Genomic DNA, 12,591 nt, shown 5'->3' on the forward strand with positions numbered 1-12,591 from the left:
GCGGCGGTCCCGCCGCCAGAGAACGACAAAACCCCCGGCGCTACGAACACCGGGGGCTGATCGGAAACCTCGACACCGCCCATCCCTGGACAGCAGAACCAACGACGGACCGGGTTGCCCCCCGGAGCCGTCGGGTGAGGAATCTCCATGCACCACGATACCCGCCCCGAGCCCGTCCGCCCAGACGAACCGGAGCACGGGGCCACCGCCGGCCACGGCGCGGTCCTCCTGGACCAGCTCAAGGCCGCGATGGCCGACTTCGTGATCCTGCCCAGCGAGGAGTCGCTGGACGCCGTCGTGCTGTGGGCCGCCGCGACCCACCTGCAGCCCTCCTGGCAGCACGCTCCGCGCCTGGCCGTGGTCGGCCCCGCGAAGCGCTGCGGCAAGTCCCGCCTCCTGGACATCCTGACCGAGACCGTCCACAACCCCGTCATCACGGTGAACTCCACCGCAGCCGCCATCTTCCGCTCCATCACCGAGGAGCCCCCGACCCTGCTCGTGGACGAGGCCGACACCATCTTCGGCAGCCCGAAAGTGGCCGAGAAGAACGAGGAGATGCGCGGCCTTCTCAACGCCGGGCACCAGCGCGACCGCTACGTCCTGCGCGTGGTCGGCAACGACCACACCCCGCACCGCTTCCACACCTTCGCCATGGCCGCGCTCGCAGGAATCGGCGACCTCCCGGACACGATCATGGACCGCTCCATCGTGGTCCGCATGCGCCGCCGCGCCGCAGGCGAGCGCGTCAGCCCCTACCGCACCAAGCGCGACAGCACCGCCCTGCACGAACTTCGCGCCCGCCTCGCCCAGTGGGCAGCCTCCCTGACCGAGCAGGCCCTCCTCCTGGAGCCGTCCATGCCGGTCGAGGACCGCGCCGCCGACACCTGGGAACCCCTGGTGATCGTCGCCGACCTCGCAGGCGGCCCCTGGCCCGACCGCGCCCGGCACGCCTGCGCCCACATGGTCGCGGCCGAAGCCGAAGCGGAGCAGGACCACCCCAGCAACGCCCGCATCCTCGCCGACATACGGCGGATCTTCCACGCCAAGGGCGAGCAGGAGCACCTGAGCACCGACGAGATCCTGTACGCGCTGAACGGCGACCCCGAGGCGCCCTGGGCCGAGTACGGACGCGGCGGCCTGACACCGCGCGGCCTCGGCGCGATGCTGCGCGAGTACGGCATCAGCTCGGGCAACGTGCGCGTGGGCGAGATCCAGCGCAAGGGCTACACGCGCGGCAAATTCACCGACGCCTGGAAGCGCTACTGCCCCGGCGTCCACCCCCTCGGCGCCCCGCAGGCCGACGCGGGCTGACCGGCCACCGGTCCCGGCCACCCGCGCAACCACCGCGCGGGCGGCCGGGACCCGCCCCGAGCCGCACACCCGTCTTCTGCCGTCCCAACCGTCCCAGCCGCAAAACCGCAGCTCACAGGCCCTGAAGGCGGGACGGCTATCCGTCCCAAGACGGATGACGATCCGTCCCAGCACCCCGGCAGACACCCCGCACGCACCGAGCCACCGGCTCCTCCGGTCGCGTCCGCGTGCTGTCCCGGACGGCAGCCGCACCGCTTGCCATACCGCCCCTGACCTGCGGTTGCAACGGCAAGACGGCAAAGACGGCACACCGCACCCACCCCACACACCTCCCCCGCAAGGACACCTTCACCATGCCCGACACCGCCATACCCACCGCCGATCCGGCAGGGCCGGCCAGCCCCCACCGAGCCACCTGGTGGGACCGGCTCGCGATCATCCTGCTCGGCTTCGCCGGTTGCGCCCTGTCCTTCGACGCGCTGCGGCAGATGGCCACCGCCGTCCACGTCCGCCCCCAACTGACCTACCTCTTCCCCATCGTGATCGACGGCTTCATCGCCTACGGCGTACGCGCACTGCTCGTCCTGCGCGCAGCCCCGCTGCCCGCCCGCCTGTACGCCTGGTCCCTGTTCATCACCGCCACCGCCGCCAGCATCTGGGCCAACGGCCTGCACGCCCTCGACCTCAACCAGCCCGGCACCGTCGACCTCCATCTCGGCGACACCACCGTCACCGTCCTGTCCGCCATCGCCCCCCTCGCCCTGGCCGGTGCCACCCACCTCCACATCCTGATCACCCGCTACGGCGGCGGCACCGCCCACACCCCGGCGTACGGAACCACCGCACCCGTTCCGTACCGGCGCCACCAGGCCGACGGAACGCCCCCTCCGCCCGCTCACCAGGTACCGGAGCACCCCGAGCCGTACGACCCGCCGGAGCCCCGGCAGGCCCTGTCCGTGCAGACCGCCGACGCGGATACGGCGGCCAGCCGAAATGCCGGAGACGTCGATCAGGACAGCGCCGCAGGAAGTGCAGCCCAGGCCGGAACACCGCAGGACGAGCCCGAAGACGCAGATGAGGACCAGGACGCGGATTCCGTACCGCGCCCCCAGCGGCAGGGCGGGCGGCCCCCGATGGCGACGCTGGAGCAACTGGCCGAGGTGATCGCAGCCGCCCACCCGGACCCCGACTCGATCACACGCGACAGCGCCCGCGCAGCCGTGATCGAAGCCGAACTGGGCGCCGGAACCAACCGCCTCACCGAGGCCATCACCCTGGTCCGCACCGCAGCCCAGCCCCGCCAGCACCCCGACCGGCCGGACGAACAGCAGCCACTCGCTGACCAGACCTGAACCCGTCCGGACCACCACAGCCCCACGGACCAGCAGGCCGGCGCGGCTGCCGACACCTCGGCAGCCGCGCCCCCACCGGCCCCTATCCCAGAACCCCGGTCTGGCCAAACCGTCGATCCCGGCAACCATCACCAGCACCGCCGACCCACGAACGGAGCCATCTCGTGCGCAACCCCTTCCGCACCCAGCAGGACACCCACACTGCCACCCCCAGCCCACATCACCTGAACAGGGAACAGGCCCTCAGCGCTCCGATAACCTCCGTGAGCAGCAGTGGTGTTGACCCCGGAAACGACAACGACGGAGCAAGCTGGAGCAAAGTCCACATCGCCGGAGGCGACGCGGACTTTGCGCTTGACTCCGCCCCGGGGGTGGCGTGCACCGACCGCGCCCAGCGGGGCACAGTCGGGGAAGGGGAGGCCGAGCGCGGCCTTCTCCCGGGACAGGACCACGACGCCGAGCATCCCGCGCGCTTCGCACCGACCCTCACACCCGACGCCTTCGTCCACCGCCATATCGCTGCGCTCGACGTCCCCGCACTGCCCGTCGACACCGACCGCCTCGTCGTAAGCCGTCGGCCGTTGAGCAAGATCCTGTACCGGCCGCGCAGCGGCACCAAGCGCGACATCCAGCTGACCGCCTCCGCCGAGCAGGCCGAGCAGGAGTTCATCGACCTCGCCGCCAAAGCGGCCAGGCGGTCGAGGTCGGCGTTCCTGATGGACGCCGCCCTGACCTTCGCCCACGCCTACCTGCCCGACCAGCGCCCCGACGGCGTCCCGGCGCTGCCCTCACCCCAGGCCCTCCAGGACCTGACCCGGTTGTGCGGTCGGCTGCTGCGCGAGATCCACCGCGTGGGCGTGAACCTCAACCAGATCGCCCGCGCCGTCAACACGGGCACCTGGCCCGACACCACCGATGACGTCCTGGCCGAAGTCCACGCACTGGCCCGCGCCGCCCGCCTGGCCCTGGAACATGTCGTCTCGGGGTGCCGGCATGGTGCCTGACGTCTCCACCGGCTCCCGCACCCGCGGACTGCTGTCCTACCTCTACGGCCCCGGCCGCCGCGACGAACACACCGACCCCCACATCGTGGCCGCCTTCGCCATGCCCGGCATCCCCGACCCCGGCCGCGCTCCCCTGGACCAGCACCATGCCCTCCTGGACGAGTTGGCAGACTACCTCGACCAGCCCGTTCGCGTGCGCGAGCAGCGGGCCGGCAAGAAGGTGCCCCAGCACGTATGGCACTGCCCCGTCCGCACCGCGCCGGGCGACCGGTACCTGACCGACGAGGAATGGGCGCAGGTCGCCCGGCGGGTCGTACACGCCACCGGCATCGCCCCCGACGGCGACGACGCCGCGTGCCGGTGGATCGCGGTGCGCCACGCCGAGGACCACATCCACATCATGGCCACGAGCGTCCGCGAAGACGGCCGCCGCCCCCGTACCAACCGCGACGGCCAGCGCGCCCAAGCAGAATGCCGCAAGATCGAACGGGAACTCGGCCTGCGCCGCCTGAAATCCGGCGACTTCACCGCAGCCCCGACGCCCACCAGCGCCGAGCAGGCCAAGGCCCAGCGCGCCGGCACGACCGAAACGACACGGGAGTGGCTGCGCGACCAGGCGTACACAGCGGCGGCAGCCGCACGCGACGAAGCCGAGTACTTCTCCACCCTCCACGCCCTCGGCATCAAGATCAAGTACCGGCTCGGCCCGCAGAGCGGCGACATCACCGGCTACAGCCTGGCCGCACCCGACGACACCAACAGCCCAGGCGAACCCGTCTACTTCAGCGGCTACAACCTCGCCCCCGACCTGTCCATCAACCGTCTCCGTGAACGCCTCTCCGCCCACGACGCCACCGACCAGCCCACCGCCAGCACTGCTGGCCCAAGCCCGTGGCACCAGGCCGACACCGCCCTGCGCGACCTCCGCATGAGCCTCCTCGACCAGGAAGTCGGGGGCGGACGGCAGGAGGACAGCGTGATCCAGGCGCAGGCCGCGGCGTTCAGCGAACTCCTCCACAACGCCGCCGCCACCGCACCCGCTCACCTGCGGGCCGAACTTCGGGCAGCCGCGGCGTCGTTCAACCGTGCCAACCGCTCCGCTATCCGCGCCGAACACCACAGCGCCACCGCCCTGCGCACCGCAGCCAAAGAACTGCTCCACACTCTCGGCTCCAACAAGGACGGCGCAGCCATCGCAGGGCTGCTCTCCACCGCCGTCTTGACGCTCATCGCCCTGGCCCGCTGGAACGAAACCCGGCACCACCAGCAACAGGCCACCGCAGCCCACCAGACCCTCGTGCACCTGCAAACCGCCTACCAGCAGGCCGCCGAACCCGTCCTGGCCAACCTCGCCTCACGCACCCCAACTCCCCAGGCCGCACAGCGCTACGCCACCGACCTGCGAGCCACCCTTCCCGAACACGCGACTCGCATCCTCGCCGACCCCGCGTGGCCCGCCCTGGCCACCACCCTCGCCAAGGCAGAAAGCGCCGGCCAAAACCCCCGCCGCGTCCTCGCCGAGATCGCCCAGCACCGCGAACTCGACACCGCAGACCACCTCGCCGAAGTCCTCAACTGGCGCCTCCACCACCAGACCGCCGAACACCACGCGGCACGCGTCCGGGCCGCCAACGCCCGCCCCCACCACAAAACCCCGGCAGGCACAGCGCCCGTGAACACGACGGCCACGACCGCCCCGCGTAGCGCGCAGGCAGACCACGACCGCCCGACAAAGCGGCGATGAGCGCGCCGGTTGTCCCGACCCGGACAGGTCGTCCGTGTCTTCGCCCGCTGCTTCCCTCACCCTGAGCCGAGCAGCTCTCGGGCCGGTCCAAGTCTTCGACCAGTCCGTGTGGTTGCCGCGTCGCTATCGTGGAGGACGCCCCTACAGCGCAGGAGGCAGCACGCATGCGTGGTCTCGGAGATCACCTGAGTATCGGCGAACGGATCGCGTTCCACCGGAAGCGCCGTGGCTACACGCAGCAGATACTGGCCGGACTCGTCGGTCGTAGCACCGACTGGCTGGCCAAAGCGGAGTCCGGTCGGCGCAAGCCGCCGCGTATCGACATGCTTGCCGAACTGGCCCGCGTGCTCCGGGTGCCACTCGGGGATCTGGTCGGCCTGCCCGTGCTCCTGGAAGACGACAGGCAGCAAGACGATGTCCCAGCTGTGCGGGACGCGTTGATGAGTCCGCGTCGGCTCTCCCGGCTGCTGTTCGGACCGGAGGCCGAGGCGCAACTCCCTACCCCCGGACCGACGGCTGCGCTCGTGGAACAAGCGTGGAACGACTACCAGGGCGGTCGGCTCGGCAGGGTGATCGCCGGCCTCCCGGGCCTTCTCCATACGGCCCTGGAGCTTGAGGACCGCGCCGCGCGCTCTTCCGCGGAACGCCGGGACTGCTGGGCCGTCTCCGCAAGGGTGCACCACTTGGCCGCGACGACGCTCGCCAAGATTGGCGAGTCCGACATCTCCTGGCTGGCCGCCGAACGAGCCATGCGGGCCGCCGACGAATCCGGCGACCCGCTGGTTCTGGCTTCCGCCGCACGGTCCGGCACGCATGCTCTCCTGGCCAATGGCCGTTATGACGACGCGATGGAGCTGGGCGGCACGGCGTCGGCCTGGCTGTCGGTGCGGGTCGACGCGAGCGATCCGGCTGCTCTGAGTCTGCTGGGCATGATCCATCTGCGGGCAGCCATCGCCGCCGCGCGCCACCAGGACCGACCCTCGGCGACGGTTCTCTTGGACCGGGCTGAAGAGCTCGCCGACCAGCTCGGCTCGGATGAGAACTATTGGCAGACAAGCTTCGGGCCGACGAACGTCGTACTGCACAGGCTGTCCGCGGAACTGGACCTCGACAACATCTCGTACGTCGTGGAACACGGCCAGATCAACGTGGACCACATGCCCCCGGAGCGGGCTGTGTCCCACCGCATCGACTACGCCCGTGCCCTCTCGCTGGCAGGACAGGGGGACGACGCGTTCGCGGAACTCTTCATGGCCGAGCGCGTCTCACCGCAGCTCGTGCGGAACAATCCCCGTGTGCGGGACACGCTGCGCGACCTGATCAAGCAATCTCCGGTCACCAGCGGTGGGCGTTCATCGGAGTTGTTCATGATGGCTCAACGATGCAGGGCGGTGCAGTGAGCACGAAGAATCACGGAGTCCTCGGAGTGGTGGGCACAAGCGCCGGCGGGGTCGAAGCCTTGCGCACTGGGCTTGTGGAACCGGCTTTGGCGCGCGGGTGGCGGGTCGCCGTGACGCTCACCCCGACGGCTGGTCGCTGGCTGCGGATGAGCGGTGAGGCCGACCGGCTGGAGGAGCTGACCGGTCTGCCCGTTCGAGACGAACCGCGACTGCCTGGTGAGCCGAGGCCGCATCCGAAGGTGGACTGCTATGTGGTCGCCCCCGCCAGCGCGAATTCGGTGGCCAAGCTCGCGACGGGTATTGCCGACAATCAGGCGCTGACGCAGGTGGGGGAGGCCATCGGCACCCTGGGGCTACCGGTCGTCGTCTTTCCCCGGGTGAACGCCGCCCATGCTCGCCACCCCGCATGGCAGGGCCACCTCACCGCCCTGCGGGGGGCGGGCGTTTACCTCGTCTACGGCCCGGGCGTCTGGCCACTGCATGAGCCGCGCGCGGCGGCCGCCGGGCGCGATCTGCCGTGGGCGGCGGTTCTGGACGCCATCGACCGAGCGGCCACGTGACGGTTCGTCAACCTGCTTGAAGTGCGTGCACAGAGGACCCGGACAAACTGTCCGGGTCCTCTGCTCGTGGGCCAGCGAGGCTTGCCACATGCCGGAGATGCGCGAGCAGCACAGTTCGGGAGACGCACCGATGGACCCCCACGTACAGCGGTACGGCCCGTTCGACCTGGAGCAGAAGCCAGCCGCGTGGCGGCCCGCCGCTGTGGTCCTGGACCTCTTCGGCACCCTCGTCCCCGCCCCGGACAGCCGTGAGCGCGCCCAGGCCGTGCGGGAGGTCGCCGCCGCGTTGCGCGTGCCGGACCTGCTTGCCGACCGAGCGCTCGGGGAGAGCTGGCAGGCCCGGCATGACGGGACGCTGCGCACCACCGGCGAGGTCGCCGCTCACCTCGCTGAACTGTGCGGGGCGCCGGCCGGGTACGTCTCTCGGGTGGAGTCGGCGCTGCGGGGGCTGGCTCCCCAGCGGCTGCACCCCGACACGTCGGTGCTGGAGACCCTCGCGGCGCTGCGGCAGTCCGGGCTGCGGCTGGCGCTGCTGAGCGACGCGGCCCCCGACGTCGCCGAGGCATGGGGTCGCTCGGTGCTCGCCGCGCGGTTCGACGTGGCCCTGTTCAGTTGCCGCGCGAGAGCGGTGAAGCCGGACCGGCATCTGTACGCGCGGATTCTGGAGCGCCTGGGATGTCAGGCGGACTCGGTGCTCTACTGCGGCGACGGCGGCGGGTCAGAGCTGGTCGGCGCACTGTGCTGCGGAATGCGGGTGGTCCGCGTGGAACGTCGCGGCGGCCCTGCCGCGCTGGCCTTCGGGAGCCAGGAGACGGCGTGGAAGGGTGCCACCCTGCCGTCCGTCGAGCGCCTGCCGGCCTGGCTGTCCGGCGAGATACTTCGGCGGCACGTCCGATGACCGGCACCGGCGCGCTCGTGTGGGAGGCCCGGTCAGCGGGGGAGGGCCGTTCGCCGCGCCTCACGGCAGTACGCCGGACCGCGTTACCGGCGGATGCCGGGACGACGGAGGTCCGGGTGCGGTTCTCGGGCCTGTGCGGCAGCGACACCGGGAAGCTCTGTTCGGACTCCTGGAGCGGACCGCTGCCGGAAGGATGGGTGCCCGGCCACGAGGTCGTCGGCATCGACGCCCGCACCGGAAGCTGGGTCGCGGTCAACCCCCTGGCTGGCTGCGAGGGATGCGCCGAGTGCGCCCTGGGCCGTGGCCACTTATGTCCCGACCTCCGGCGGGTCGGCTGGGACTTGCCCGGCGGCCTGGCCGAATCCGTCCGCGTTCCGCTGCGTAACGCCGTCCCGCTGCCCACTGGCGCGGTCGATCCGGCGGTGTACGTCCTCGCCGATCCGGTGGCGGTCGCCCTGCACGGTGTGCGCTGCGGCCTGCCCGTACCGGCCCCCTCCGGCGTCGACCGCCTCGGCGTCATCGGGGCGGGCACCCTGGGCATCTGCACCGCCGTCAGCGCGGCCCGTGCCGGATGGGACGTCCTCCTCGCCACCCGCAGGCCGGACCAGCGGGAACAGCTCCGTGCTCTGCTGGTCGGCACCGGCGTCACCGTCTGCCCCATGCCGGGGCTTCCAGCACGCGCGTGTGAGGCGGTGGTCGACGCCGCGTCCGGCCAGTCGTCCGCGCCGCTGCTCCAGGCGCTGGAAGGGGTGAGGGACGGAGGGACGATCCTCGTCCAGAACGCCTACGCACCGCACGTGAGGCTCTCCACCCCCCTGCGCGAGGTGTTCCGCCGCTCGCTGACCGTCCGGGGCTCGTACTCGCATTGCCGTGCGGACAGCCGCGACGACTTTCAGGACGCTCTCCAGTTCCTCGCCCAGGCGGCGGACAGCGCGTGGGTCACCTTCCTCACGTCCACCCGCTACCCGCTTTCCCGGCTGCCCGACGTTCTGGCCGCGCTCCACCCCGACTACGCGCACCGCCCGCCGAAAGCCCTCCTCACTTCCTGCCGCTGATCACGTCCCCTGGGAGATCCGCCGTGCACTCGACCTCCGTTCCGACTCCGCCTCTCGTATCTGTCCCCGCTCTCGTGCACCAGGTCAACTCCCCCGCCGACATCAGCCCACGCGAGGTCCACGACGGTCTGCTGCACCTGCTCGGGCTGCCCGCCGACCCGACCCGTGACGTGATGCTCGGCAGCGTGCTGACCGGCCTGCTCCTGCGCGGCCCGCGGCCCGCCGAGGTGGAGGCCGCGATCCGGGCCGCCAGCACGCTGGACCGCGGGTCCTGGGAGTACCTGGCACCGCCGCCCGGGGTGCGGCTGGTCGGCTACACCGGCAGCGGCAAGAAGACCTACAAGACGATCAATCTCAGCTCGGCCGCCGCTCTGGTCGCCGCGGCCGGCGGCGCGCATATCGCCAAGCTCGGCTCGCGCAGCGCCTCGTCCAAGACCGGCTCACGGGACTTCATGGACCTGGTGGGCGCGCGCTGCGAGACCGTCCCGGCGCAGGCGATGGTGGATATCACGGCGGAGTGCGGCTTCGGGTTCTTCTCCATCGAGAACCGGGTGCCGGAGTTCGACCGACGCTACGGCAGCCGCTTCCAGGCCGTGCACGCCCCGAGCCTGGGCTTCCCCGCGCTGCTGAGCCCGGTGAGCTGCCAGAGCTTCGTCTACGGCCTGTCCCACCCGTCCGTCGGAGTGTCCGCCCGGCTGCTGCACCGGCTCGGGATCAGCGATGTCACGGTGGTCAACTCCTCCCCACTGCCTGGATATCAGGTCGACGAACTGATCCCCGGCGGTGCCGTCCGTGTCTGCCGCCTCGTGGCGGGCCGGGAGAACCCAGAGCTCAGGGACGCCGTCGCCGAGACCGCGGGCGCAGATGACCCGTTCGACCTCGGATCCCTCGCACAGCGCGCCGATCCGCGCGCCAACGTCGCCGCCGTCGTGCGTCTCCTCGCCGACCGCGCCCCAGCGGCGGCCCGGCGCACGGTCGCCCTGAACGCGGCCGTGCTGATGGTGACCGCCCGCTCCGTCCCCAGCCTGCGAGCCGGGATGGACACCGCGCACGCCATTCTCGACGACGGTGCCGCCCTGGACACCCTGCGCCGTTTCGTCTCCCTCACCGGCGGCACCCCGCATGCGGTCGACGCGCTCCTGGGCGTCCCCGATGACTACCGAGCGGCCCCGGCCGAGCCCGTCCCGCGCGGCCTGCCCCAAAACGCCCCAGCCACCGGCCGCCTCGCCGTTCCGCCCCCTGAGAAGGAGATGACCGCATGCTGACCAGCGATGAACTCAGCATCGTGCACCTGGTCCTCAACACCGACTGCAACGCCTGGGACCTGCCCAAGACTCCTGGTTCCCCCGGCGTATGCCGCTTCTGCTACCGCGAACGCAATCGCGTGCACACCGACGAGGCCACCGTCCGCCGCGTCATCGACCGTGTCCGCGCTGAGTCGGACGCCCACCGGATCGTCTTCACTGGCGGCGACCCCGTCATGCCCTACGACAACCACCTGGAGCCCGCCCTCCAGCACGCCCGAACCGTTGGCTTCGAGACCAACCTCCATACCAACGGGCTCCTCCTCGCCGACCGGTACCCGGCCCTGCGCGACCACGTCACTGTCTACTCCTTGGCCGTCGACGGCCCCGACGAGCAGAGCGCCGACTGGTTCCGTGGCAGCGGCTACTTCGCCACCTTCCAGGCCAACACGGCACTGCTCACCACCGACCGGCGACGCCTCGCCTTCAACACCTTCACCACCGCCGCCTCCTTGGCAGCTCTTCCCCGCCTCGCCGGGACGATCTCCGACCTCGCGGCCCGTACGCCGGTGGAGTACTGGCTGATCTCCCAATACCGGCCGATCGGCCGCGCGAACTCCCGCAAGGCGGGCCTCTACGGCTACGACCGGGAGGCATTCACCGAGGCCGTCGTCCAGGTCCGCGGCCTAATGTCCGGCACCGGCGTCCAGGTGTACGACCAGCCGACCCGAGAAGCGGAGGACCCCTATCCGTTCCGGGTCTGGGTCCTCGCGGACGGCACCGTCACCGCCGATCTCGGCAGCGTCTCAGCGCCCCGCAACACCATCGTCGGCAACCTCCTCGCCGACGGGTTCGAGCGCCTCGTCCGCCGCGCCTTCGCACTGCGCTCCGACGCCGACACCTCCACCGCGACATCCTCGAACAGGGAAGTGACCGCACAGTGAAGTTCGACTCCGCGTATTACGACGGCATCATCGACCGCCACAGTTACGAGCGCATCGTTCCCAAGGCAACCGTTGTCGCCAGCGAAGGCGTCACCCCGGAGACGGACGCCGCACACATCCTCGGCGCCATTGACTTCCCGCTCGCCGACCTGAGTCCGAACGACCTGCGTACCAAGTGGGTGTGCCACACCGGGGCTCGTTCGTTCGCCGCCGCCGTCGCTGACGGGAAGCCGGCGACCGTGACCACCGGTGTCGGACTGGGCGGTCCGCCGCACGCCGGTACCGTCTTCCAACTCCTGCGCGCGGTCACTCTCCAGCGGCACGGGTTGCACGTCCAGATCGTGCTCGGCGACCTCGACTCCTACAACGCCCGCCGCACCCCGCTGGCCGAAGTCCGGAGACTGGCCGACCAGTACGAGGAGTTCGTGCGCCGCCTCGGCTTCGACGAGCAACGCGGCGTCCTGCGTCGCCAGGAGGGCAACACCGACGTCCTGGCCACCGCGTTCCTCCTCTCCCGCCATCTGGACGACGCCGACTTCGGCTGGGCCGAGGAGGACCTTTCCAGCCTCTACCGCAACCACGGTGTCTTCGACCACCTCACCTACGGCATGAAACAGGCCACCCTCCTCATGGCCGCCGACTTCGTCCACCTACTCGCCCAGGACCGCCACGTCCTGGTCTCCCTCGGAGTCGACGAGCACAAGTACGTGGCCTTGGCCCGGCGCGGAGCCGAACGCTGGGGTCTGCCCGCCGACCGCCTCTCCGGCATCTACACCAAGATGATCCCCGGCCTCGGCGGCGTGCCCAAGATGAGCAAGAGCATCCCCGGCTCCGGCATCACCGCCGCGCTGCCTCCCGGCGACATCCGCGCCCTGCTCGCCACCGATGTCGGCCCAGGACAGGACGACGACGCCTCCGCCCTGCTCCAGATGTTCGCCTGCCTCCCCGAGGTCGATGGCCACGCCTACGACCTCGCCGCCGAAGCCCGCCGCGCCGACGACCGCCTCTGGCGCGAAATCCGAGGCGAGCTCACAGAGCGTCTGATCGGCATTTTCTCGCTCTGGCCCCAGCTGTGAAAC

11 protein-coding genes are annotated in these 12,591 nt (G+C 71.0%); all 11 read left to right on the top strand.

Annotated features, from left to right (window positions below; translation table 11 throughout):
- The first annotated feature begins 147 nt into the window (after positions 1 to 147).
- The 11 genes from OHA30_RS15465 (at position 148) to OHA30_RS15515 (ending at position 12,588) form a co-directional block, all read left to right on the top strand.
- Entirely contained in the window at positions 148 to 1,311 is a 1,164-nt protein-coding gene (locus OHA30_RS15465) for a DUF3631 domain-containing protein (RefSeq protein WP_328914415.1), read from the top strand.
- Between the two features lie 353 nt (positions 1,312 to 1,664).
- Entirely contained in the window at positions 1,665 to 2,663 is a 999-nt protein-coding gene (locus OHA30_RS15470) for a DUF2637 domain-containing protein (protein ID WP_328914416.1), read from the top strand.
- Between the two features lie 371 nt (positions 2,664 to 3,034).
- Entirely contained in the window at positions 3,035 to 3,667 is a 633-nt protein-coding gene (gene mobC / locus OHA30_RS15475) for a plasmid mobilization relaxosome protein MobC (RefSeq protein ID WP_328914417.1), read from the top strand.
- A complete protein-coding gene (locus tag OHA30_RS15480) occupies positions 3,657 to 5,411 on the top strand; it encodes a relaxase/mobilization nuclease domain-containing protein (RefSeq protein WP_328914418.1) in 1,755 nt (584 codons plus the stop codon). The genes mobC and OHA30_RS15480 overlap by 11 nt, the downstream gene beginning before the upstream one ends.
- A gap of 164 nt (positions 5,412 to 5,575) precedes the next feature.
- Positions 5,576 to 6,811 (top strand): helix-turn-helix domain-containing protein, encoded by a 1,236-nt coding sequence (locus OHA30_RS15485; RefSeq protein ID WP_328914419.1) that lies wholly within the window; start codon positions 5,576 to 5,578, stop codon positions 6,809 to 6,811.
- Positions 6,793 to 7,371, top strand: coding sequence for a flavoprotein (locus tag OHA30_RS15490; protein ID WP_328914420.1), 579 nt, complete (start codon positions 6,793 to 6,795; stop codon positions 7,369 to 7,371). The genes OHA30_RS15485 and OHA30_RS15490 overlap by 19 nt, the downstream gene beginning before the upstream one ends.
- Positions 7,372 to 7,501: 130 nt before the next feature.
- The gene (locus OHA30_RS15495; RefSeq protein ID WP_328914421.1) at positions 7,502 to 8,269 is read left to right on the top strand and encodes an HAD family hydrolase; all 768 of its coding nucleotides are present in this window, start codon (positions 7,502 to 7,504) and stop codon (positions 8,267 to 8,269) included.
- Positions 8,266 to 9,324, top strand: a complete 1,059-nt coding sequence (locus OHA30_RS15500) for an alcohol dehydrogenase catalytic domain-containing protein (RefSeq protein WP_328914422.1) — start codon at positions 8,266 to 8,268, stop codon at positions 9,322 to 9,324. Before OHA30_RS15495 ends, OHA30_RS15500 begins: the two co-directional genes overlap by 4 nt.
- Positions 9,325 to 9,398: 74 nt before the next feature.
- Positions 9,399 to 10,589 (top strand): hypothetical protein, encoded by a 1,191-nt coding sequence (locus OHA30_RS15505; protein WP_328914423.1) that lies wholly within the window; start codon positions 9,399 to 9,401, stop codon positions 10,587 to 10,589.
- The gene (locus OHA30_RS15510; RefSeq protein ID WP_328914424.1) at positions 10,583 to 11,512 is read left to right on the top strand and encodes a radical SAM protein; all 930 of its coding nucleotides are present in this window, start codon (positions 10,583 to 10,585) and stop codon (positions 11,510 to 11,512) included. The genes OHA30_RS15505 and OHA30_RS15510 overlap by 7 nt, the downstream gene beginning before the upstream one ends.
- Complete coding sequence (locus OHA30_RS15515; RefSeq protein WP_328914425.1) at positions 11,509 to 12,588, top strand: hypothetical protein; 1,080 nt, start codon at positions 11,509 to 11,511, stop codon at positions 12,586 to 12,588. Before OHA30_RS15510 ends, OHA30_RS15515 begins: the two co-directional genes overlap by 4 nt.
- Positions 12,589 to 12,591 lie beyond the last annotated feature (3 nt).

It is taken from the genome of Streptomyces sp. NBC_00223 (assembly GCF_036199905.1).
Classification (GTDB): domain Bacteria; phylum Actinomycetota; class Actinomycetes; order Streptomycetales; family Streptomycetaceae; genus Actinacidiphila.